Source organism: Sorangium sp. So ce119 (assembly GCF_051524405.1).
GTDB classification, from domain to species: domain Bacteria; phylum Myxococcota_A; class Polyangia; order Polyangiales; family Polyangiaceae; genus Sorangium; species Sorangium cellulosum_G.
Genome location: NZ_CP150310.1, coordinates 4,718,768 through 4,741,144, shown reverse-complemented (window position 1 = coordinate 4,741,144; position 22,377 = coordinate 4,718,768). Strand labels below are relative to the sequence as shown.

Annotated in this window: 15 protein-coding genes; 7 read left to right on the top strand and 8 right to left on the bottom strand. The window is 71.8% G+C overall.

Annotated elements, in window-relative coordinates:
- Positions 1–49: 49 nt before the first annotated feature.
- Genes WME76_RS17805 through WME76_RS17795 form a run of 3 tightly spaced genes read left to right on the top strand, consistent with a single transcriptional unit; the run spans position 50 to position 5,212 of the window.
- On the top strand, positions 50–4,234 hold the full coding sequence (locus WME76_RS17805) for a DUF6531 domain-containing protein (protein WP_437961281.1): 4,185 nt from the start codon (positions 50–52) through the stop codon (positions 4,232–4,234).
- 38 nt (positions 4,235–4,272) lie between these two features.
- Positions 4,273–4,845, top strand: coding sequence for an Imm26 family immunity protein (locus WME76_RS17800; protein ID WP_437961280.1), 573 nt, complete (start codon positions 4,273–4,275; stop codon positions 4,843–4,845).
- 7 nt (positions 4,846–4,852) lie between these two features.
- Positions 4,853–5,212: a DUF4259 domain-containing protein gene (locus WME76_RS17795; protein ID WP_437961279.1), complete on the top strand. Its 360-nt coding sequence runs from the start codon at positions 4,853–4,855 to the stop codon at positions 5,210–5,212.
- A 94-nt stretch (positions 5,213–5,306) separates the two neighbouring features.
- Here the strand turns inward: WME76_RS17795 and xylA are convergent, their stop codons facing one another.
- The 3 genes from xylA to WME76_RS17780 all read right to left on the bottom strand — a co-directional run bounded on the left by xylA (position 5,307) and on the right by WME76_RS17780 (position 8,918).
- Positions 5,307–6,638, bottom strand: coding sequence for a xylose isomerase (gene xylA, locus WME76_RS17790; protein ID WP_061618383.1), 1,332 nt, complete (start codon positions 6,636–6,638; stop codon positions 5,307–5,309).
- A 330-nt stretch (positions 6,639–6,968) separates the two neighbouring features.
- Positions 6,969–7,625 carry a Vgb family protein gene (locus tag WME76_RS17785; RefSeq protein ID WP_437961278.1) on the bottom strand — a complete coding sequence of 219 codons (657 nt, stop codon included), beginning with the start codon at positions 7,623–7,625 and terminating at the stop codon, positions 6,969–6,971.
- A gap of 27 nt (positions 7,626–7,652) precedes the next feature.
- Entirely contained in the window at positions 7,653–8,918 is a 1,266-nt protein-coding gene (locus WME76_RS17780; protein WP_437961277.1) for a helix-turn-helix domain-containing protein, read from the bottom strand.
- Between the two features lie 158 nt (positions 8,919–9,076).
- Here WME76_RS17780 and WME76_RS17775 point away from each other — a divergent pair, with 158 nt between their 5' ends.
- The 3 genes from WME76_RS17775 (at position 9,077) to WME76_RS17765 (ending at position 10,393) form a co-directional block, all read left to right on the top strand.
- Entirely contained in the window at positions 9,077–9,217 is a 141-nt protein-coding gene (locus WME76_RS17775) for a hypothetical protein (RefSeq protein ID WP_437961276.1), read from the top strand.
- On the top strand, positions 9,214–9,921 hold the full coding sequence (locus WME76_RS17770; protein ID WP_437291934.1) for a DUF899 domain-containing protein: 708 nt from the start codon (positions 9,214–9,216) through the stop codon (positions 9,919–9,921). Before WME76_RS17775 ends, WME76_RS17770 begins: the two co-directional genes overlap by 4 nt.
- Before the next feature lie 112 nt (positions 9,922–10,033).
- On the top strand, positions 10,034–10,393 hold the full coding sequence (locus WME76_RS17765) for an iron chaperone (protein ID WP_437961275.1): 360 nt from the start codon (positions 10,034–10,036) through the stop codon (positions 10,391–10,393).
- 289 nt (positions 10,394–10,682) lie between these two features.
- On the opposite strand, the gene WME76_RS17760 is transcribed toward WME76_RS17765, so the two are convergent.
- Positions 10,683–12,179 (bottom strand): sigma 54-interacting transcriptional regulator, encoded by a 1,497-nt coding sequence (locus tag WME76_RS17760; RefSeq protein WP_437961274.1) that lies wholly within the window; start codon positions 12,177–12,179, stop codon positions 10,683–10,685.
- Positions 12,180–12,389: 210 nt separating this feature from the next.
- Between WME76_RS17760 and WME76_RS17755 the strand changes: the two genes are divergently transcribed.
- A complete protein-coding gene (locus WME76_RS17755) occupies positions 12,390–14,531 on the top strand; it encodes a caspase family protein (RefSeq protein ID WP_437961273.1) in 2,142 nt (713 codons plus the stop codon).
- 12 nt (positions 14,532–14,543) lie between these two features.
- On the opposite strand, the gene WME76_RS17750 is transcribed toward WME76_RS17755, so the two are convergent.
- The 4 genes from WME76_RS17750 to WME76_RS17735 form a co-directional block, all read right to left on the bottom strand.
- A complete protein-coding gene (locus tag WME76_RS17750; RefSeq protein ID WP_437961272.1) occupies positions 14,544–17,105 on the bottom strand; it encodes a bifunctional serine/threonine-protein kinase/formylglycine-generating enzyme family protein in 2,562 nt (853 codons plus the stop codon).
- A gap of 75 nt (positions 17,106–17,180) precedes the next feature.
- Positions 17,181–20,276 (bottom strand): multidrug efflux RND transporter permease subunit, encoded by a 3,096-nt coding sequence (locus WME76_RS17745; RefSeq protein ID WP_437961271.1) that lies wholly within the window; start codon positions 20,274–20,276, stop codon positions 17,181–17,183.
- A 12-nt stretch (positions 20,277–20,288) separates the two neighbouring features.
- Positions 20,289–21,446 carry an efflux RND transporter periplasmic adaptor subunit gene (locus WME76_RS17740; protein WP_437961270.1) on the bottom strand — a complete coding sequence of 386 codons (1,158 nt, stop codon included), beginning with the start codon at positions 21,444–21,446 and terminating at the stop codon, positions 20,289–20,291.
- A gap of 233 nt (positions 21,447–21,679) precedes the next feature.
- Entirely contained in the window at positions 21,680–22,066 is a 387-nt protein-coding gene (locus tag WME76_RS17735) for a fucose-binding lectin II (RefSeq protein WP_433937355.1), read from the bottom strand.
- Between the last annotated feature and the right edge of the window lie 311 nt (positions 22,067–22,377).

The following is a 22,377-nucleotide window of genomic DNA, read 5'->3' as shown; positions in this document are numbered from 1 at the left end:
TGACCTTCTTTCACGCGGGGCGGCCAGGTAGAATCGGGCAGAGAGCCGCATGGCGCACAACTTCCACGACATCAACGGCTGGCTCCTGGTGGGCATCGAGATGCACCAGGGGTTTCACATCTTCCCGCCGCTGCCGATGAAGTTCTGGAAGCTGACGCTCGTTCACCCGTTCACGCTCGGGGACAAGCAGCAGCCCACGGTGCTCTTCAATGGAGTGCCGTCGGTCACGCACGGGCACGAGCCCATGTTTCTCTGGCCCCATCTCGGGATCATCCCCGATCCGCTGGACGCGCTGACCCCGCTCCACATCCTGCTCGGATCGCACAAATGCTGGCTACCGCGGGGCGCGGTCGAGATCTGCGGTGAGAAGTCCACGTGCTGTGTCATCGGCGGGCCGCTGTCGCTCAACGCCGATTGCTGGGACACGGGCAAATGGCCGACGTCGCTCGTGCTCAACCCGGGCACGGTGCAGACGACGCCGACCTTCGGCGACTTCGCGATGGGCGCGGTGACGCTCGCGATCGACCTGCTCATCGATCTCGCGTTCGAGGGCGCGTTCAAGCTCGGCGGCGCGCTCCTCATGAAGCTCGGGGGCAAGCTGCTGAAGCCGGCGTTCAAGAAGGGCAAGGAGCTCCTCGAGCGGGGACTCCGGGCGGCGACCCGGGGGGCCGACGACGCGGGCGACGCCGCGCGGAAGGGCGCGACGCGCAGCGCGACCAGCGCCTCGTCGCCGCCGCGCAGCAAGTGCACGACGGCCGGACACCCGGTGGACGTCGCCTCGGGGCGCGTTGTCGACGCCCTGGTGGATCTCTCCCTGCCCGGGCCGATCCCGCTCGTGTGGGAGCGCCATTATGCCTCGTCCCGCGCGCTGGAGCGCACGTCGCTCGGCCGCGGCGGGTGGGTGCACAGCTTCGAGCAGTGGGTCGAGCGGACGGACGACGGGCTCACGCTCCGCGATCAGGAGGGCCGGGACATCTTCCTGCCGCCCGTCGAGCCGGGCCAGCGGGCCTTCCGCCGCGCGGATCGGCTCACGATCGGCGCCCTCACGGACGGCGCGTTCACCGTCCACAGCCACGACACCCGCCTCACGCGCCGCTTCGCGCCGGCCGCGCCGGGCGGCAGGGCGCTGCTGCGGTCGATCTCCGATCCTCACGGCAACGCGATCGTCCTGGAGTATGCCGGCGAGCGGCTGCATCGGATCATCGACACGGCCGGCCGCGAGGTGCGGGTCAAGGCGACCCACGGCGGCCGGATCGCGCGCCTCGAGGTCTGGGTCGGGGGCAACCTCGAGCAGTGGGTCGATTACGCCTACACGAAGATGGGCGAGCTCGCGAGCGCCACCGACGCGCTCGGCCACGCCGACAAGTACGGCTACGACGAGGATCACCGCATGGTGAAGACCACGCTGAAGAACGGCGTGAGCTTCCATTACGCCTACGATCCCGAGACCGGCTGGTGCAAGAAGACATGGGGCGACGGCGGGCTGCACACGGTCGAGCTCCGGGTCGACCTCGAGCGGCGGATCACGCGGCTGACGGGCAACGAGGAGCCGCGCGTCCTGTACTGGAACGAGGACGGGATCGTCGTGCGGGAGGAGACGCCGGAAGGGCTCTTGCTCAGGACGGTGGAGTACGATGTCGACCAGTACGTCGTCGCCGAGGGCAACGGCGCGGGCGAGATCACGCGGTACGAGCACGACGAGCGCGGGCGCAAGATCCGGGAGATCGACCCCGCCGGGAACGTGACCGAGTGGTCGTACGACGGCGAGAATCCCGTGCTGCGGGTCGACCCCGGCGGCCTCGCCACCCGGTACGATCACGACGCGCGCGGCTCGCTCGTCGGGGTGATCTACCCGTCGCGGCACCATGTTCGCCTCGAGTACGACGAGCGCGGCCACCTGCGCGCGATCCACGGGGAGGAAGGGCAAATCGCGTCGTTCACGGTCGACGCCGCGCACAACCTCGTCGAGAAGATCGACGCGCGCGGCGAGCGGACCCGGTACGAATACGACCCCCTCGGAGAGCCCGTCGCGCGGACCGATGCGCTGGGGCGGCGCACCACCGTCCAGTACGACCGGCTCCGGCAGCCGGTGCTCATCCAGCGGCCGGACGGGACCCTCACGCACTCCGCGTACGATCCGCTCGGCAACCCGAGCCGCGTCCTCGACGCGCTCGGGCAGACAACCACGCTCACCTACGGCGGGACAGGCTCGCTGCGCGCGCTCGAGCAGGCCGACGGGCGCGTGTGGCGCTTCAAGTACACGACCCGCGAGCGGCTCCGCGCCGTCGAGAATCCCCGGGGCGAGACGTACGAGTTCACGTACGACAGCGCGGGTCGCGTCGTCCGCGAGACCACCTTCGATGGCCGCGTCCTCGACTACCGCCATGCGCCGAGCGGCCGTGTTTCGCGCATCGACTATCCGGACGGGAGCTTCCGCGCGTTCTCGCACGATCCGCTGGGCAACATCGTCGAGGAGACCTCCTCCGACGGCGCCATCCGCTTCGACCGCGACCGGATCGGCCGTCTGCTCGGCGCGGCGCTCGAGCACGCCGGGCAGCGCGTCGCCACGCGCTTCGAGCGCGACGCGCTGGGGCGGGTGATCGCGGAGACGCAGGACGGCCGCACCCTGCGGTACGCGTACGACGCGCGCGGGCGCCGCACCTCGCGCACGATGCCGGACGGCGCGACGACGCGCTACCGCTACGACGGGCGTGGCCAGCTCGCCGGCGTGGAGCACGACGGCTTCCAGCTCGTGCTGGAGCGCGACGCGATCGGGCGGGAGGCGGCGCGCGGGGACGCCGCGGGGCGCTTCTCGATCCGCACCGCGTACGACGCGATGGACCGGATGATCGAGCAGCGGATGGACGTGCGCGCCCCCGGCGGCGGCGCGCCCGCGATGGCCGTGCGGCGGCTCTGGCGGCGGGACGCGCTGGGGCGGGTCAACGGGATCGCGGAGAGCCGCTGGGGAGCGACCGCGTATGGCTACGATCCGATCGGCCAGCTCCTCGAAGCGCAGCGCGGCGCGGACCGGGAGGTCTTCTCGTACGACGCGGCCGGCTACGTCCAGCGGCTCGTCCAGGGGCTGGACCACGCCCCCGCCGAGGCGGAGGACCCGGCGTGGGAGATCGACGAGGGCGATGTCCTCCTGCGCACCGATCGCGCGCGCTACGCCTACGACGGGCGGCGGCGGCGCGTCCTGAAGACGGCCGGAGCCGGGCCGGAGGTGGAGCGCACGCAGTACACGTGGGATTGCCGGGACCAGCTCCGCGAGGTGAAGCTGCCCTCGGGGGAGCGGGTGGCCTTCACCTACGACGCCTTCGGGCGGCGCGTGCGCAAGGAGGTCTTCGACGCGCGCGGGGACGCGCAGCACGCGGTGGAGTTCCTCTGGGACCGGGACGTGCTCGCGGCCGACGTCGACACGCGCCACGGGGCGCGCTGCTTCGTCCACGCGCCGGGCACCTTCGTTCCGCTGCTCCAGGCCGAGCAGGGCGAGGTGTTCAGTTACATCAACGACCATGTCGGCGCGCCGAAGGAGCTCGTCGACGCGCGCGGGGAGGTGGCGTGGTCGGCGGCGCACGCGGCGTGGGGGCAGGTGGCGGAGGCGTTCGTCGATCCGGCGCGGAGATCCCGGAGCGGACGGGCCGTGTCGTCGCCGTTTCGCCTGATGGGGCAGTACGCGGACGAGGAGACGGGGCTCCACAGCACGCGATTCCGGACCTGGGACGCGGAGGTGGCGCGGTGGTGCAGCCCGGATCCGCTGGGGATCCGCGCCGGCGGGCACCTCTTCGGGTTCGACGGCAGCCCGACGCTCCGGGTCGACCCGCTCGGGCTCGTCGGGCTGGATGAGCCGGGCTACCTCGTCTATGGCCTCTTTCGCGAGGGGGAGGACGAGCCGTTCTACATCGGCTACACGAACGACTTCGACGAGCGCCAGAGCGCGCACAGCTCGCCGGGACAGCGCCTCGCGACGGAAGGAGGAGAGATGCGTCGGATCCAGGACAACCTCACCTTCCGGCAGGCGCGCGGCAACGAGCAGGCGTACATGGAGTGGTACGGGACGCGCCCCGCCGATCAGGTCGGCGAGTTTCCCGGCAACGTCTACAACAGCTTCCGGCACGAGCGCGCCCTGGACGCCAGCGACCTGCGGGGACAGGCGTTCGAGGCGGAGTACCAGGCGAGGATGCGGCGGCTCGAGGAGATACGGCCGTCGCGCGCGAGGCAAGGATGCACGTAGCGCGGGCAGGGGCCTCGCGCGATGTCGACAGGATATCCATGGCGAAAGCAAAGACGACCGCGAAGCACGGCAAGGTGCCTGACTACCCGAGCATGGTGCCGGCAGGGAGCGTGATCGGGATCCCGATCGGGGACGATCGGTGGGCGTTCGGCCGTGTCCTCAGCGTCCACCGGAGCGGCACCATGGTGGTCGAGGTCTTCCGCAAGGCGGGGCGCCGGGAGGAGTTCGACGCCTCCGTGATCGAGTCCGGCTTCGCCGTGCCTCCGTTCGTTCACACGGTGGGGGCCGTGATCCAGGGCCTGTGGCCCGTCGTGTTCCGCGACGAGCGGTTCGAGCTCGCGCCGCCCGAGAGCGAGTTCCAGTTCGTCTACGGTGTCTGGCCGTTCTGGCACGCCCAGAACGTGCGGCAGGAGACGACGCAGGAGGAGATCCCCGGCGACGAGGCGGCGCGACGGCTCCCCACCGGCGTGCGCGGCGACGAGGATCGCGCGGCGCGCGTCGCCCAGGCCATCCGCGAGGGGGCGACATGGACGCCGGGCGAGCCGGACCCCGCGTGGGCGGAGTCCGTCCGGCGGAGCCTGGAGAAGGCCAAGCAGCACGCCAAGGGGTGATGGGTCGATGGGGACGTGGGGATCTGGCAACTTCGACAGCGACGGCGCGCTGGACGCCTATGCCGGGCTCGTCCACGGCATCGCCGAGCAGATCGACGAGGGCCTCGGCGAGGGCGACGTCCAGTTCGAGGACGTCGACGGAGAGATCGCGCTGATGGAGGTGCTCGCCGTGATCGGGGAGCGCTGCCGCGCGCTCCACCTCCCGCTCGCGCAGGTGGAGTCGTGGGCGCGGCGCGTGCTCGCGGCTTACGACGCGCAGATCGACGCGCTCGGCGCGACAGAGGCCTTCAAGGCGGAGCGGCGCGCCGTCCTGGAGAGCACGTTCGACCGGCTGCGCGCCGCGGTCCGCGCGGTCCGTCGGACGTAGGCGCCGCGCCCCCGCGGCGTGCTCGAGTGCCCCAAAAGAAACAGCCGGGCTCGCCAGCGGCGCCGCCCGGCTGTCGTCGCCTCGATCGCTCGGCTCAGCGGATCCAGCGATTGACGATGTTCTCGTACAGCTCTTGCTGACCGCTCGTGAGCTTGACCTCGCCACCGGCGTTGCCGATCTCGGCGAGCTGCTCCAGCGTCAGCTTGCCCTGCTCGAAGTCTGCGCCCTTGCCGTTGTCGAACGACGCGTAACGCGCCTTGCGCATCGACTCGAGCGGCGACTTGCGGATCAGGTCGTCGGCGATGAGGAGCGAACGAGCGAACACATCCATGCCGCCGATGTGCCCGTGGAAGGTGTCGACCAGATCCGTCGAGTTACGACGGCGCTTGGCGTCGAAGTTGACGCCGCCACCCTGGAACCCGCCACAGCGGAGCAGGATGAGCATCATCTCCACCGTCTCGTTGATGTTGTAGGGGAACTGGTCGGTGTCCCACGCGTTCTGGTAGTCGCCGCGGTTGGCGTCGATGCTGCCGAGCATGCCGTTGTCCGCGGCCACCTGCATCTCGTGGTCCATGGTGTGGCCAGCGAGCGTCGCGTGGTTCGTCTCCAGGTTGAGCTTGAAGTCCTTGTCCAGGCCGTGCTCGCGCAGGAACCCGATCACGGTCTCCGCGTCGAAGTCGTACTGGTGCTTGGAGGGCTCCATCGGCTTGGGCTCGATGAAGAAGGTGCCCTTGAAGCCGCGCGAGCGCGCGTAGTCGCGCGCGATGGTCAGGAAGCGAGCGAAGTGGGCCTTCTCGCGCTTCATGTCCGTGTTCAGCAGGCTCATGTAGCCTTCGCGGCCGCCCCAGAACACGTAGTTCTCGCCGTTCAGCGCGATGGTGGCGTCGAGCGCGTCCTTGAGCTGAGCGCCCGCGTAGGCCACCACGGAGAAATCCGGGTTCGTGGAGGCGCCGTTCATGTAGCGCGGGTTGGAGAACAGGTTCGCCGTGCCCCACAGCAGCTTGACGCCCGACTGCGCCTGCTTCTGCTTGGCGTACTCGACGATGCTCTGGAGACGGCGCGACGTCTCGGCGCGGCTGTCGCCCTCTTCGACCAGGTCGATGTCATGGAAGCAGTAGTGCGTCGCGCCCAGCTTGGTGATGAACTCGAAGTTCGCGTCCATCTTCATGCGAGCGCGGGCCAGCGCGTCCTTGCCCTCGTCCCAGGGGAAGTGGATCGTCCCCGGACCGAACGGATCGTGCCCACGACCGCAGAACGTGTGCCAGTAACACACGGCAAACTTGAAGTGATCCTTCATGGCCTTGCCGGCGACGACGCGGTTGGCGTCGTACCACTTGAAGGCGAGGGGGTTGTCGGACTCGGGCCCCTCGTAAGGGATCTTGCCAACGCCGGGGAAGTACTCTCTGTCGCCAGTCACAACGGTCATAGCGGATCTCCAGCTCGTGGTTTGCGTGTGTCTTATATCAGAGGGCGCCTTCGACGACAGCGCTCGCGTTCGAGCAGGTCTGCGGCGGCGGCGGTATCTTTACAACAATGTGGTACTTCGGCGCTTGGTGTCGCACCGTCCATGTGGGCGACATCGCAAGCGGGACCGAGCCCAGCGCGTCCGTCGCCTCAGGGCGGCAAGAGCTCACCCGACCCTCGCCGCCAGCGGCGTTCGCGCGGACTTCCCGCTTCCTACCAGAGCGACGCGGCTTTGGCAATACTATTTACTAACTATGTAAGGATGACTACGCCCGCTCGCGTTCGACGCTGATCAGACCGCTTTCCTCGGCCTCTTCACCGCGCGGAGCTTGCCCGTCGCCGGATCGCCGCACCACAGGCGGCCGCTCGAGTCCGCCTCGACGCCGGAGAGGCTCACGCCCTCCGGGAGCGCGAGCCGGTCGAGGACCTCACCGCGCAGCGCGTCGACGCGGCGGAGCTCCGACGGCGGGCCGCCCTCCTCGCGCATCGCGCCGTGCCAGAGATCGCCGTCCGCCCACGTGACGCCGGTGACGAGCCGGTCGGACACGAGCGTGCGGAGGACGGTCCCGCGCTCGGGATCGATCTTGAGGATCTTCCTCTGCCGGTAGACGCCCGCGTAGAGCGCGCCGTCGGCCCAGGCGAGCCCGGTCACCGGCGTCGCGTCGAAGCCCGGGACCTCCCCCACCGCGGCCCCCGTCCCGGGATCGACCTTGCGGATCTTGCCGCCCCCGACGACCCACAGGTGGCTCCCGTCGAACGCGACGCCGGCGTGGGCGGGGGCCTTCAGGCGACGCAGCACCCGGCCCGTCTCCGGCTCCACGGACAGGAGGTCTCCGCGGTTCCCGTGCGCGAACCACACCGCCTGCCCGTCGAACGCGACCCCATGAATGGAGTCGACCCCGTCGAACGTACGTTCCGCGACGAGCTCGGCCTGTCGTGCGTCGTCCATGGCCCCACACCTCCTTCGCCCCGGCCCTTAGCCGGGGAGCGCCAGCCCGAGCAGCAACATCTGTGACGCGATCGACAGCGCCGCTCGGGGCCTCGCGTAGCGCCGCGAGGGGCCGCCGCCGGTGACCTCGACCGCCCCGGCGAGCGCCAGATCCGCGAGCGCGCGCTGCACGGTGCGCGTGCTCTTGCCGAGGGCGGCGCCGATCGCCGCGGCGCTCCACGCGGCGCCGTCTGCCAGGAGCGCGCAGATGGCGCCGGCGTCGCCCGGCTCGAGCGGCGCGAGAAGGACGAGCTCCACCCCGCCGCCGAGCTCCCAGCGGTACGCGTTCCCGAGCGCCTTCACCACCCCGACGCCGCCGAGCGCGGCGCGCAGGCGCCCCACCTCGACGCGCAGCCGCCGCCGGTGAGACTCGTTGACCGCGCGCACGCCGAACGCCGCGCGCGCGAGATCGGCGGTCGCGACGGCGGCCGGGTGGGCGCGCGCGAGCGCCTCGAGCATGGCGAACAGCACCGGACGGCGCGAGAGGTCGGCGCGCGCGGCGCCGCCGTCGAGGACGCGGCGGCGGATCGCGTCGACGACGACGCGCCCGGCGGCCCCGGCGGCCAGGGCCTCGACGTCGGCGAGGCGCGCGAGCTCCTCGCGGCCGCCGCGGAGGACGCGCGCCACGGGCTCGTCGTGCGCGCGGAGGAAGCGCTCCGTCTCGGCGATGAGCTGCGGGTGTCCGCTCGCCCGCGCGCACGCCGCCGCCTGCCCCGCGGCGCGCCGCGCCGACGACGCGCGCACGAGCCGCGCGTGCAGCTCGGCGCGCGCCAGCGCCAGCGCGGCCCTGGTGAACGCCGGCGCGTCGCCCGTGACCGTGGCCTCGGCGGCCGCGAGCGCCCGCTCCGCCTCGGCGACGTGGCCGTCGAGCAGCGCGGCGCGCGCCGCGCCGAGGCGGGCCCACGCCGCGTTCGTGAGATCGCCGGCGCGCTCGAGGGCGTCGCCGGCCTCGACGAGCCCACGCCGCGCCTCGCCGAGCTCCCGCTGCGCGAGCGCGATCTCCCCGAGGGCCGCGCTCGCCCGCGCCCGCGCGCGCTCCGCGCCCGACGCCGCGAACACCCGCGCGGCGCGCTCGAGCGCCGCCCTGGCCTCGGCGTAGGCGCCGATCTGCGCGAGCGCGATCCCGCGGAGCGCGAGCGCGTGTGGACCTCCGAACGGGCCAGCCACCTTCAGCGCGTCGAGCGCGTCCCCCGCCGCGAGCGACCGGGCCGCTCGCGCGCCGAGGTCGGCGGGGATCTCGACGGCCGCGTCCATCGCCTCAGCATCTCACGCCGGACCGCGCGCGCCAACCGATCGCGACATCGATGTTGCTGTCGCGGCCCCAGGCGGCGTGGTCATCTCTCCGCGTCGGCGACAGAACGGCGCGAGCGGCGGACAGCCGCGCGCGGCGCCGGCAGGAGGAGAGGAGTCCCATGTGTCCTGCGTGTCTCACATCTCTCGGGTTGGTCCTCGCCAAGGCGGCGTCGGCCGGCGCCGTGACCGCGATCGTCGTCAAGAAGCTCCGGAGCGCGAAGGCCGCCGTCGCGCCCGCCTCGAAGGGAGGGAGCCGATGAGCCGCGCCAGGGTTGTCTCGAGGGAAGAGTGGCTGGCGGCGCGCCTCGCGCTGCTGGAGAGGGAGAAAGAGCACGACCGGCGGCGCGACGCGCTGAGCGCCGCGCGCCGCGAGCTGCCGTGGGTGAAGGTCGAGAAGGGGTATGTGTTCGACGGCCCTTCGGGCAAGGTGACGCTGCGCGAGCTCTTCGGCGCGCGCCGGCAGCTCATCGTCTACCATTTCATGTTCCACCCGAGCTGGGACGAGGGGTGCAAGAGCTGCTCGTACGTGGCCGACAACATCCAGGGTGGCCACGTCCACCTCGCGGCCCGCGACACGGCCTATTGCGCCGTATCCCGCGCGCCGCTCGCCAAGATCGAGGCGTTCAAGGCGCGCATGGGCTGGACGTTCCCGTGGGTCTCCTCGAACGAGACGGATTTCAACTTCGACTACGCCGTGTCGTTCCGGGAGGACGAGTACGCTCGAGGCGACATCGAGTACAACTTCAAGAAGTCGCGGTTCCCCCAGCCCGAGGCGCCGGGGCTGAGCGTCTTCGCCCGCGAGGGGGACGAGGTCTTCCACACCTACTCGACCTACGCGCGCGGGCTCGACATCCTGATGGGCACCTACAACTACCTTGATCTCACGCCCCTGGGCCGCGACGAGGCCGCGCTCCCCTACGGGATGGCGTGGGTCCGCCATCACGACAGGTACGGCACGACGTGATGTAGCGAGTCCGGTGATGTACACGCCGTCGGCGGTGCCGCGTCGCTTGCCCTCTGGCCACCGCCACCTCGGTGCACTACCCTGCGGCCCCGCGACCGCCACAGGAGGACCAGTGCCCGCCGCCCCGACGACGATCGACGAGTACATCGCCGCCTGCCCCGAGGCGGTTCGCTCGGCGCTCGCTGGCATCCGCGACGCCGTTCGGCGGGTGTTGCCCGACGCCGAGGAGCGCATTCGTTACGGCATGCCCGCGATCATGTTCGACGGGCGAAACGCCATCCACTTCGCCGCGTGGAAGAAGCACATCGGCCTCTATCCGATCTACCGCAGCGACGACCCCATCCAGGCCGAGATCGAGCCTTACCGCGACGGCAAAGATGGCGTGAAGTTCCGGCTCGACCGGCCCGTCCCGTATGATCTGGTCGAGCGCGTGGTGCGCATGCTCGCGGCGCACCACGGCGCCGGCCGCTGACCCGCGGGGCGCGCCCGCCCCGACCCCCCACACGCTCGCCCGCGCTCCTCGCATCCCTGGGCCTGCGGGCAGGAGAAGACGGCGATTCCGCGGGGCAGAAATCCTGCCAGGGATCTGCCTCGAGAGAGGATGGAGATATCAACGCAAAGCCGCCAAGGCGCAAAGACGCAACAATGCATGACAATTGTTCTTTCTTTTTTTTGTTTGCGTCTTTGCGCCTTGGCGACTTTGCGTTGAACTCTTTCTCCCCTCGCGACACCGGTCCCGGCAGGATCTCTGACCCGAGGCACTACGTGGCGTCCGTCGTGATCCCGTACCTCCGCATCAGCCGGTAAAGCACATACCGGCTCGACAACCCCAGCGCCTGCGCCGTGCGCACGATGTTCCCGTCGTGCGCCGAGAGGCTCGCCCGCACCTCGGCCTCCGACGGCTCCGGCGCGTCCCGGACCCGCGCGGGCTCCACGTCGGCGGGGCGGTCGTCCTTCGGGGGCTGCGGGGCGCCCGGGGGCGCCGAGCCCGCCGGCGGCGCGCCCTCGCTCCACGCGATCGCGTCGCCCGAGCTCGTCGACATCGCCCGCCAGAGGAGCGCGTCGAGCTCCCGGATGTTCGTCGTGTACGGGCGCTTCAGCAGATGATCGATGAGGCTCGGCCGGAGGTTCGGCTCCAGGGACCCGTCGCTCGACGCCGTGAAGAACCGCCGGACGGCGTCCGGGCTCCTCGCGGCCGCGCGGCGGAGCAGATGGCGAATCAGCAAGGGCACGTCGTCGCGGCGCTCGTCGAGGCCCGGGACGTCCAGCCGGAGCACGAGGCGCGCGGCAAGGTCGTGCTTCAAGGCCTCGGGGTCCCGGTTCGTCGCGCCGAGCAGGCGGAAATGGGAGCGCTTCGTCGTGGATCCGCCGAGGTGATGGTACTCGCCTCCCTCGTCGAGCACGCGCAGCAGGTTGGCCTGGAGGCCCTGGGGCAGCTCGCCGATCTCGTCGAGGAACAGCGTGCCGCCGTTCGCCGACCCGATCAGCCCTGGCCGCTCGGGCATCCCCGGGTTCGGATACCCCTTCACGTTCCCGAAGAGCTCGGCGTCGACGAGGCCCCCGGGGATCGTCGCGGCATTGCGCGCCACGAAGGGGCCGCGCGCGCGGGCGGAGAGCGCGTGCACGGCGCGCGCGCACAGCTCCTTGCCCGAGCCGCTCCCGCCGAGCAACAGCGTGTGCGCGTCGGCCTTCGCCGTCCAGGCGAGCCGATCCCGCAGGCGCCAGACGGCGGGGCTCTCGCCGAGGATCCCGTGAGCATCCGGCTCGCCGAAGGGCGGCGCATCGTCGAGCGACGCGCTGCGGAGCGGCTCGAGCTTCCGGGGGCGAGCCGTGCAGAAGAGCAGCAGCTGCCCTCTGAGCAGCAACGTATCGCCGCGCGCGAGGACGCACCGCTCCACCCGCTCGCCGGCGACCTCCATCGCGCATTTGCCGATCCGCTCGATCCTCAGGCCGTCGCCCGCGGGGCGAATACGGAGCTGCTCCCGCGACAATCCGGGGCTCGCGAGGGGCGGCATTCGCTCGGTGATCCCGGGGCGCTGGCGGTGAAACACGACCCGTTCGCCGCCCGAGCCGTCCGCAGGCGCGCCGCGGCCGAGGATCCGCGCGCCCTCGCCCGCCTCGAAGAGCGCCACCTCGCCGACGCGCGAAGGCTCGGCGGGCGCCCAGGCGATCACCAGCGCAAGCGCCTCCTGCTCGTGACGGCCTGGTCCCAGGGCGGCTGAGCTGCCGAGATCGAGGGTGGAGTCACGCGGGATCATGCCGGCTGCCAAGCTACACGATCCGGGGTCTCCCCGGCATCCGCCGTGGCGCGCGCCCGCGACGAAGAAGCGACCGCTGGCGCAGCGCTTGCTTTGTTGCTGTGACCGACGGTTCATCCGACGATGCCAGCGCCGACGCTCGTTCGGTCGCGCCACGCCTGGCGCGGCACCGCTCGGCGAGCAGCTCACCCCGCGGAGACGACAATGACCATGACAGACTCCCCCGTCGAGCGTGACGCGCCGAGCGCCGTGAAGCCCGTTCTGGCCGCTGCCAGGGAGCAGATCTCCCGGCTGCGCGGCGGCGCGCTGCTGATCGGCGTGGAGCGGTACCCGGATCTCACCGACAAGGACCTTCCGGCGGGGCGCAACGACGTGCTCGCGTTCTGGAAGGTCTGCCGTCGACTGGGCTACACGCAGATCCGGGCGCTCTCCAGCCCGGCGCTCACGGAGGACGATCTCGTCCGGGCCGAGCTGGAGCTGGCCCCCGAGCTGTCCCCGGGCGAGACGCGAGAGGAGGTCGAAGCGCGCGTCAGGCGCTGGCTGTCGCGCAGGGCGCCGGAGCCGACCGCCGAGCTCACGGGGGAGACCGCGGCAGAGGTCGCGGAGCGCGTCCAGGAATGGCTGTCGACCCTGCGGCGGGAGCCCGGCGATCTGGAGGTGAGCCTCGGCGAGGCCACCTCCGACGAGATCAAACGAGGCGCCGAGTGGCTGGCCAGGGGGCTCGTGACCAACGTGAAGCTCACGTGGGGAGCCTGGGAGATCGATGAGGACTGGATGGCCCTCCCCGGGCTCATGACGTATTCCGGCCACGGCGCGCAGCGGGACGGCGACCTCGTCCTGTGCCCGGCGGACACCGGCCGCGGGCTCGAGAACGCCGTCTCGTTCTCGGAGCTTCACGCGCTCTTCCACCCCGCGCTCGAGCGCCCCGGCCGAAAGCGGCCCTCCGACAACCTCACCATCGTACTCGACTGCTGCTTCGCGGCTGCGACCGAGCCGACCGGGAACGCCCAGCGGGTGCCGACCCTCACGCCGGCCGGGCCGTCGAGTGGAACGACGCCCCGCGCGACGAAGGAGATCGGCAGCCGCGTCTTCTGCGCGTCCGGGCGCGACGAGCCGTCGTACCAGGCCATGCTGGGCGGACACTGGCACGGCGCGTTCACCTGGGCGCTCACGGTGGCGCTGGAGCAGTGGAAGATCCAGCAGGACGGCCAGTTCCGGCGGAGCACGATGTCGCACGCCGAGCTGCTCTTCCGGGCGAGGATGCTGCTCCAGGCGCTCTCGTTCCGTCAGCATCCGATCCTGGTCGACGGGCTGGGGAACCTGCCTGTGTTCCACCACGGCGCGGGCGACGGCGGCGAGACGAGCCCGGTGCCCGACGCCGAGCGGCCGGGGGGGCAGATCGACCCGACCGGAGACCGTGACTACGCGTACTACCGGATCCTCGCGAACGGCGAGCTCCTGCTGGAGATCGTCGCGACCCGCACGGGCAGCCCCCAGGGCGGCTTCATCAAAGGCAAGGAGTACTGGAAGATCCGTGATGGCCTCACGCAGATCGACACCAACCAGGCGTCGTCCATCAAGGTCGTCAAGCGCGCCCGCATGTGGAGCGACGGGAACAACCCGCCGCCGTTCGCAGCGGCCGCCGCGAGCTTCATCTGCTCCCTGGACGCGACGTGGACGCCCCGCAACCGCGCCTCGGATTACCGTGCCTATGCGGACGAGAGCGGCGGGCACCAGGGCTTTCGGCTGAACGCCACGCGGAGCCAGGACGGCACGTGGGCCGGAACCATCGAATGGTTCAGGCCGGCCTCCCAGGTCCATCCCATGTTCTTCAGCAACAACACGGACCGAGAGTTCACGCTGACCGCGCGGCGCGACGCGATCGGCACGACGTTCGTGAATTACCTGGGGACGCACTGGACCGGCCCGCTCACCGGGTACGGCGACGGGGACTGGAAGGCCGCTGTGCTGCTCCCGGGCGGGGCCCCCGCGACGGCGGTGCAGGTGCGTTATCAAGGCACGCCCTACGGGATCATCAACGCCAGGTTGTTCGCGGGCTCCACCCCCACCGCGGCGTGGGCGAGCGACGACATGGATGGCAGCTCCTTCCCCACCGACGCGAAGGCGTCGCAAGGAGCGCCCGTCACGAGCGTGCGGATCTACGCCGACGGCAACAAGGGGCTCGTGAACCTCGACCATGGGACCGGCTGGCTCACGGCATGGACGAGCGGGACCGTCATCGACGCGCCGATCCCCGCCGGCTGCGTCGTGGTCGGCGTGAGGGGCAAGAAGCGGTCGGGGTACGGGCTGGTCGATATCGATCTTGCCTACCGTCAGCTACAGCGGGCCTGACCAGGGCTCGCTTCACCGCCGGATCGGCGCGTCTCTCGCCACCCGGACGCCCACCACCGAGCGGCGGATGCCCGGCCGCCCGCCGAACCGGGCCGGCGCGCGGCCGTGGCTCAGCGCGCCGGTCCACGCGCCGCCCTTGACCACGCGGAGGTCCGGATCGTCCGGCGCCGCGGCGTCGAGCCGGAGCCGTCCGGCCTCGACGCGCGGGCCGTCGTGCCTCCAGACATCGAGGCACCAGTCGCGCGCGTTGCCCGCGAGACCTCGCACGCCGTAGGGGCTCTCGTCGAACGGGTGGCCATTCACGCCCTCGCGCGCCGCCTCCGAGGGGCTCGTGTCGGCCACGCAGGCGAAGGTCGGGTCGGCGTGGTCGCCCCACGGGAAGAGGCGGCCGTCCACGCCGCGCGTCGCCTTCTCGCGCTCGAGCTCGCCGGGCAGCCGCCAGGGTTGCCCGGTGCGCTCGGCCAGCCACCTCGCGTGAGCCGTCGCCGCGTGCCAGTCGATGAGGACCACCGGCCAGTCGAGGCGCCAGCGCAGGCCCTCGCGGTCCGGCGGCAGACAGAAGAGGCCGGACGCGTCGCGGTGGAGCGCCGGCTCGTCGGCCACGGCCGAGACGCCCTCATGCACCTTGGGGCACGCCGCGACGGCCTCGGCCTCGCGGCCGCGGGTCACGAGGTCGTTCAGGAAGTCGATGTACTCCGCCGTCGTGACAGGGAACCGGCGGATCACGAACCCGGCGATCCAGATCCGCCTCCGAGGCAGGCTGTCCGGCGTCGCCGCGTCACCGCCCGTCCAGCACCACCCCGCCGGCACAACCACGTCGTGCGGCCCGAGCTCGCCCTCCGCCGGGAGCACGATCGGATACGGCTCCTCCTCCCCGGGCGCCCGTCCGTCCCAGCGCCCGTCGCGCTCGATCAGCACCGGATACCGCACCTCGGCTCGCCCGGGCGCGCGCAGCCGCAGCAGATAGCTCCCCCGCCCGAGCGGCACCTCGACGAGCGGCGTCGGCCCCAGCACACGCTCGCGCACCGGCACGAGCCGCCGGTCCTGCAGGACGAAGCGCTCCACGACGACCTCCGCGCCCGGCGGATCGGTCACCAGCGTCAGCGCCCCATTGCCGCGCAGGAAGGCAGCGTGCCGGCCGCGATCGTGGATGCGCAGCATCTCCTCGGCGCGCGCCGCGTCCTCGTCGTCGTGGGCCAGCTCCGCCTCGGCGAGGCGCGTCCGGTGGTGGTCCGCGAGGAGCGCGTGCGCCTCGGCGAGCTCCGGATCCAGGCTCAGGGCGCCGTGCACCGCCTCCAGCCACCTCGTCTCGGCGAGCGCGGCGGCGCGGCCCAGGCGGGCTGCCTCGTCCTCCTGCGCCCACGCGGGGCGCTTCCTCTCGAGGGGGTCGAAGGGCCGCAGCGCGCTCCGGAGCGCCCGGGCCCGCGTCTCAGCGCCGGCGGCCTGCGCGCGCAGCGCGGCGACCTCGGCGTCGAACGAGCGCGCCCGCTCGAGGGCCGCGAGGGCCTGCTCGCGGCGGCGCACGCCGTCGAGCCAGCCGAGCACGCCGGCGGCCAGCGCCTCGGCGCTCGGGGTGCGGTCGGCGATCGCGGGGCGCATGGCGCGATCGCAGAGCGCGCACAGCTCCTCCGGGACCGGAGGCCCGCCGCGCGCCGCCGCCATCGCGGGCGCGGGGGGGCCCGAGAGGATCGCCGCGACCACCTCCGCCGCGCTGCCGCCCCGGTACGGGGGACGCCCCGTCAGCAGGCAATACAGCACGGCGCCCAGCGCGTAGACGTCGCTCGCCGGGCCGTGCAGGGACGTGTCGCCGCGGGCCTGCTCGGGCGGCATGTACGCCGGCGTGCCGAGGATATCGCCCTGGCGGGTGAGCGCGGGAGATCGCAGGTCAGGCGCGCTGTCGTCGCCGGTCTCGGCCGGCTCGTCGACGTCGATCCTGCGCGCGAGGCCCCAGTCCATGACGAGGACCTCGCCCAGCTCGCCGACCATGAGGTTGTCGGGCTTGATGTCGCGGTGCACGACGCCGCGGCTGTGCGCGTGCGCGATCGCCTGCGCGATGCGCGCGAAGGCGTCGACGAGGCGGCGGAAGGTCCAGCCCGCGGCCGAGGCGCCGAACCCGCCGGGGCCCGAGGCGGCGTGCAGCTCGTCGATGACCTCGCGCAGCGTGCGGCCGCGGACCTCCCGCATCGTGAACCAGAGGCGGCCGTCCGGGAGCTCCCCGCGGTCGTACAGCGCGATGATGCCGGGGTGCTGGAGCTGCGCGGTGATCCGCGCCTCGGCGAGGAAGCGGCGGCGCAGGTGGGCCGCGCCCGCGTGCTCGGCGTGGAGCAGCTTCATCGCGACGACGCGGTCGAGGAACGTGTCGCGCACGCGGCGGACCTCGCCGAACGAGCCGCCGGCGATGGGGCCGAGATCCTCGTAGCGGCCGGGCAGCTCGATCGTCGCCGCCGCGCCCCGCGGGACGACGCCGCTGCCGAGCGCCGCGAGCGTGTCGCCGCGAGCGGTCTCGGCGCCTTTCGTCGCGTCGTCGTGGAGGGGCTTCTTCACCTGCTCGCGCTCGGTCGGGCAGGTTACCACGGCGAACGTTCTAGCCTGTGCGGCTCGACCGGGGCCTGTGCGCGAACATGTGCGCCGCCGGCGCCGGCGCTGGGCTCACCCCGGCGGCGCCCGCCGGAGGCGGCTGATGAGCACGAAGAACAGCGGCGCGAAGAAGATGCTGAAGATCGTCGCCGTGATCATGCCGCCGAACACCCCCGTGCCGATCGCGTGCTGCGTGGCCGAGCCGGCGCTCCGCGCGAAGACGAGGGGCACGACGCCCAGGATGAACGCGAGCGACGTCATCAAGATCGGCCGGAAGCGCAGGCGCGCCGCCTCGATCGCCGCCTCCCGGGCGCTCTTGCCCTGCTCGCGGAGGCTCTTCGCGAACTCGATGATCAAGATCGCGTTCTTCGCCGAGAGCCCCATGATGGTGATGAGCCCGACCTTGAAGAACACGTCGTTCGGCAGCCCGCGCGCCGTCATCGCCAGCACCGCGCCCACCACGCCGAGCGGCACGACGAGGATCACCGCGAGCGGGATCGACCAGCTCTCGTAGAGGGCCGCGAGCACCAGGAACACCACCACGAGCGCCAGCGCGAGCAGCGCCGGCGCCTCGGCGCCGGACAGCCGCTCCTGGTACGACTGGCCTGTCCACTCCACCCCGAAGCCGGGCGGGAGCTGCGCCGAGAGGCGCTCGATCTCGGCCATCGCCTCGCCGGTGCTGCGCCCCGGCGCCGGCTGCCCGCTGATCCCGGCGGCGGGGTAGCCGTTGAAGCGCCCGAGCTGGAGAGGGCCGCGCTCCCACTGCGCCGTGGCGAACGCGGCGAGCGGCACCATCTGCCCCGCGCCGTTGGGGACGAAGAGCGCAAGCAGATCCTCCACCTGCATCCGGCTCGCGGCCTCGGCCTGGACGATGACCTGCTGGAGCCGGCCCTGGTTCGGGAAATCGTTCACGTAGGACGAGCCCAGCGTCGTCGACAGCACGGCGGCGACGCTCTCGAACCGCACGCCGAGCGCGTTCGCCTTCTGGCGGTCGATCCGGAGGCGGATCTGCGCGGCGTCGCTCTGCGCCTCGGCGCGCACCTGCGCGAAGGCAGGGTTGCCCGACGTGAGCTCGATGAGCCTCTGCTGCGCGGCCACGAGCGCGGCGTTGCCGCGGCCGCCGCGGTCCTGCAGCTTCAGGCTGAAGCCCGAGGTCACGCTGAGCTCCATGATCGGCGGCGGCACGAGGCTGAAGATCGCCCCGTCGCGCACGGCGCCGAGCTTCTCGTTCGCCAGCGCCGCCTCGTCCTGCGCCGTCGCGCCGGCGGGGCGCTCGTCCCAGTCCTTCATCATCATGAAGACGAGCGCCACGTTCTGCCCCGACCCCGAGAAGCCGAAGCCAGGGTAGGCGGAGACGAAGCGAACGGCGGGGCGGCCCTCGAAATGCGCCTCGATTTCCTTCACGGCCCTGAGCGTGCGGTGGAGCGTGGCCTCGGGCGGGAGCTGGACGTCGACCATGACCACGCCCTGATCCTCCTCGGGCAAGAACGAGGTCGGCAGCCGCACGTAGAGCACGCCGAGCGCCGCCGTGATGAGCGCGAACGCGAGGAGCATCCGGAACGGCCTGTCGAGCGAGCCCGCGGCCCACCGCCTGTACCCGCCGGTGAGCCGCGCGAAGCCCGCGTTGAACCACCCGAACGCCCCCCGACGCTCGCCGTGGCCCGCCGGGATCGGCCTGAGGAGCTTCACGCACAGCGCCGGCGTCAAGGTCAGCGCCAGGAACGCCGAGAACAGGATCGAGACCGCCATCGAGAGCGAGAACTGCCGGTAAATCGCGCCCGTGGACCCCGACGCGAACGCCATCGGGAGGAACACCGCCGACAGGACGAGCGTGATGCCGACGACCGCGCCGGAGATCTCGCGCATCGCCTTGATCGTCGCGTCGCGCGGGGACAGGCCCTCCTCGGCCATGATCCGCTCCACGTTCTCGACGACCACGATCGCGTCGTCGACGATGATGCCGATCGCGAGCACCATCCCGAACAGGCTCAGCATGTTGATCGAGGAGCCGGCGAAGAGCATCACCGCGCACGTGCCGAGCAGCGCGATCGGCACGACGATCGCCGGGATGAGCGTGTAGCGGATGTTCTGCAGGAACAGGAACATCACCACGAACACGAGCAGCATCGCCTCGGCCAGCGTCTCGATCACCTTGTGGACCGACACCCGGACGAACGGCGCCGTGTCGAACGGGACGCTGTAGGTCACGTTGGGCGGCAGGCCGCGCGAGAGCTCCTCCATGCGGGCGCGCACGAGGTCGGAGGTCTTCATCGCGTTGGCGCCGCTCGCGAGCTGGATGCCGATGGCCGCGTCGGGCTTGCCGTTGCTCCGCGACGACGACGCCATGTTCTGCGCGGCGATCTCGATCCTCGCGACGTCGCGGAGGAGCACGCGCGACCCGTCGGGCCGCGCGCGCAGGACGATCTCCCCGAACTCCTCGGGCGTCGTGAGCTGGCCCTCGGCGATGAGCGTCGCGCTGATCTGCTGCGTCGGCGGGCTCGGCAGGTCCCCGACGCGGCCCGAGGCGAACTGGATGTTCTGCGCGGCGATCGCGCTCGACACGTCGGCGGGCGAGAGCGACAGGGCCGCGAGCTTCGCCGGGTCGATCCAGATCCGCATCGCGCGCTCGCTGGCCCATAGCTGCACGCGGCCGACGCCGGGGACGCGCTTGATCTCGTCGATGACGCTGCGGGCGAGGAGGTCGCCGAGCGCGGTCGGGTCCACGCTGCCGTCGCGCGACGACAGGCTGACGATCATCAGGAAGCTCGACGTCGAGGCCTCGACGAAGAGCCCGTATTGCCGGACGGCCGGCGGCAGGCGCGGCTCGACCGCCTTCAGGCGGTTCTGCACGTCGACCTGCGCCAGGTCGGGGTCGGTGCCCGGCTGAAAGGTCGCGGTGATCTGGGCGCCGCCGGAGGCGTCGCTCGTCGACTGGAAGTAGAGCAGCCGCTTGACGCTGCTCAGCTCGCGCTCGATCAGGCTGACGACGCTCTGGTCGAGCGTCTGCGGCGTCGCGCCGGGGTAGCTCGCGTAGATCGAGACGGTGGGCGGCGCCACCGAGGGGTACTGCGCGACGGGCAGGCGCGGGAGCGCGATCGCGCCGACGATCGCGATGAACATCGCGAGGACGATCGCGAAGATGGGCCTGTCGATGAAGAAGCGCGGCATGCTCGCCTCGGATCAGGGCGCGGCCGGGGCCGCGGGCCCGGAGGCCCAGGGGACGGCGCGGACCTCGGCGCCGGGCGCGATCTTCTGCTGGCCTTCGACCACCACCCGGTCGCCGGGCGCGAGCCCCTCGGTGACGATGTAGCGGTCGTGATCGACGCCGCCCGTCTGGATTGGCCGCACGACCGCCTTGCCGTCCGCCTGGACGACGACGACGGTCGCCTTGCCGCCGGTGTCGCGCCCCACCGCCTGCTGCGGCACCATGAGCGCCGCCGGATCGACGCGCCGCGCGAGCTTCACGCGCGCGAACATGCCGGGCAGGAGCAGGCGGTCGGGGTTGGGGAAGGCGGCGCGGAGCGTGACCTCGCCGGTGCCTGGATCCACGCTGATGTCGGAGAAGAGGAGCGCGCCTTTCTCCGGGTACTCGGTCCCGTCGTCGAGCACGAGCGTCACCGGCGCCTCACCGGCCCCGCCCTCCGCTCCGGAGCCGCCCGTGGCCGCGCGCCGCAGGCGCGTGAGCTGCGACACGGGCTGCTTGATGTCGACGTACACGGTGTCGATCTGCTGGATCACGGCGAGCGGCGTCGCCTCGTTCTGGCCGACGAGCGCGCCCTCGGTGACGAGCTCGCCGCCGATCCGGCCGCTGATCGGCGCGGTCACGGTGGCGTGGCCGAGGTCGAGGAGCGCCTGCGCGTGCGCCGCGCGCGCCTGCGCGAGGTCGGCGCGCGCCATGGCCTGCGCCGCGATGGCGTTGTCGTACTGCTCGCGCGTCATGAGCCCCTCCTCGACGAGCCCTGTCGCGCGCCTGGCCTGGGCCTCCGCCTGGGCGAGGCTCGCCTGCCCCTTCTCGGTGGCGGCGCGGGCGCTCGCGGCGGCGACCTTGAACGGCCCCGGGTCGATGTGGAAGAGCGTCTGGCCCTGCTTGACCTCGCTGCCCTGCTCGAAGGTGCGCTTCAGCACGACGCCGGGCACGCGCGCGCGCACCTGCGCCATGCGGAAGGGCTCGACGCGGCCGGGGAGCTCGTCGCGGATCGTGACGGGCTCGGGCTTCACCTCGATGACGGCGACCTCGGTCGGGGGCGGCGGCGGCGGGGCATCCGGCGTTGATCGGCAGGCGCCGAGGAGCAGGAGGACGGCTGCAAAGCCCCCGCCGAGCGTGGGTTGTCGGGACATGGGTCGCTTCCGTCTGGGGCTGAGCGGAGGCCGCTCGCGGGGTTGGCTGGCTGCCGGCGGTTGCCGTACTGCGACCCAGGCCGGCCTTCAATCCCGTAGCAGCGTTCGACTTCGCGCCACGCGGCGGCCTCATCCTGGACGGCCTGTCGCCCGGCGCGACGCGCCGGGCTGACGTCGGGCTGACGTTGCGGCGCAGCGCGAGCGCTCCCCCGCCTCCGGAGCTCCGGACGACGTTATCGGGGTGTGGTCCAGTTGAACTCGAGGACGCTATCGTTGTAGTCGTTGTCGTCCCCGTTCTCGGCGACGACCACCATGAAGTTGTGGTTGCCCACCGTATAAGGACCGCCGGACTTCAGCTGGCTGGACTTGCGCCATTCTGCGTTGATGTCCGTTTGATACTCGAACGTCGCTCGCAGCTTCGCTCTCGAACTGGCGACGACCGTCGACTGGCCCGTCATCGCGTTGCGCTCCCCGGAGCCCGTGAAGGCGCACAGCACTTCATCGTTGCGAGTCACGGTGATCTTCTGAGTGTGCCTCGAGTTCGTCGTCGCTCTGATGGTCACGGTCACACCATCCGGAAGTTCATCGATCTCGCAGGTGTTGCCGTTCAATTGAGGCATGTGCTCGTGTCCCTTCCTATGGATCGCGTCCCGCGGCCGGGAGGATGACCGTCGAGACCGGGGACGGTCTCGCGGCGCGCGGTACCAGAGGATGGCTATCAAACCTCCCGCAAGCGTGCAACGACAAACGGAAGCTCCGTGTGGACGTGTGGTCTGATATCGCCTGTCCGCGGTGGCATGTCGGCGAGCGCCGCCTCGGGGTCGCGCTCGCCCGTTCTCGCCGGCGCGGCGCGGTCGAGGTCGTGTGGCGCGCGCTCGCGCTCGACCTTCCCGCTCCGCGCGTCCGCTCGCCTGAGGTCTCGTCCGCGGAG

Coding starts and splice junctions, on each gene's coding strand:
- WME76_RS17770 (WP_437291934.1), top strand. CDS start 9,214: ATGAGCCGCGCCAGGGTTGTCTCGAGGGAAGAGTGGCTGGCGGCGCGC.
- WME76_RS17775 (WP_437961276.1), top strand. CDS start 9,077: ATGTGTCCTGCGTGTCTCACATCTCTCGGGTTGGTCCTCGCCAAGGCG.
- WME76_RS17800 (WP_437961280.1), top strand. CDS start 4,273: ATGGCGAAAGCAAAGACGACCGCGAAGCACGGCAAGGTGCCTGACTAC.
- WME76_RS17740 (WP_437961270.1), bottom strand. CDS start 21,446: ATGTCCCGACAACCCACGCTCGGCGGGGGCTTTGCAGCCGTCCTCCTG.
- WME76_RS17785 (WP_437961278.1), bottom strand. CDS start 7,625: ATGGACGACGCACGACAGGCCGAGCTCGTCGCGGAACGTACGTTCGAC.
- WME76_RS17745 (WP_437961271.1), bottom strand. CDS start 20,276: ATGCCGCGCTTCTTCATCGACAGGCCCATCTTCGCGATCGTCCTCGCG.
- WME76_RS17735 (WP_433937355.1), bottom strand. CDS start 22,066: ATGCCTCAATTGAACGGCAACACCTGCGAGATCGATGAACTTCCGGAT.
- xylA (WP_061618383.1), bottom strand. CDS start 6,638: ATGACCGTTGTGACTGGCGACAGAGAGTACTTCCCCGGCGTTGGCAAG.
- WME76_RS17760 (WP_437961274.1), bottom strand. CDS start 12,179: ATGATCCCGCGTGACTCCACCCTCGATCTCGGCAGCTCAGCCGCCCTG.
- WME76_RS17755 (WP_437961273.1), top strand. CDS start 12,390: ATGACAGACTCCCCCGTCGAGCGTGACGCGCCGAGCGCCGTGAAGCCC.
- WME76_RS17780 (WP_437961277.1), bottom strand. CDS start 8,918: ATGGACGCGGCCGTCGAGATCCCCGCCGACCTCGGCGCGCGAGCGGCC.
- WME76_RS17795 (WP_437961279.1), top strand. CDS start 4,853: ATGGGGACGTGGGGATCTGGCAACTTCGACAGCGACGGCGCGCTGGAC.
- WME76_RS17805 (WP_437961281.1), top strand. CDS start 50: ATGGCGCACAACTTCCACGACATCAACGGCTGGCTCCTGGTGGGCATC.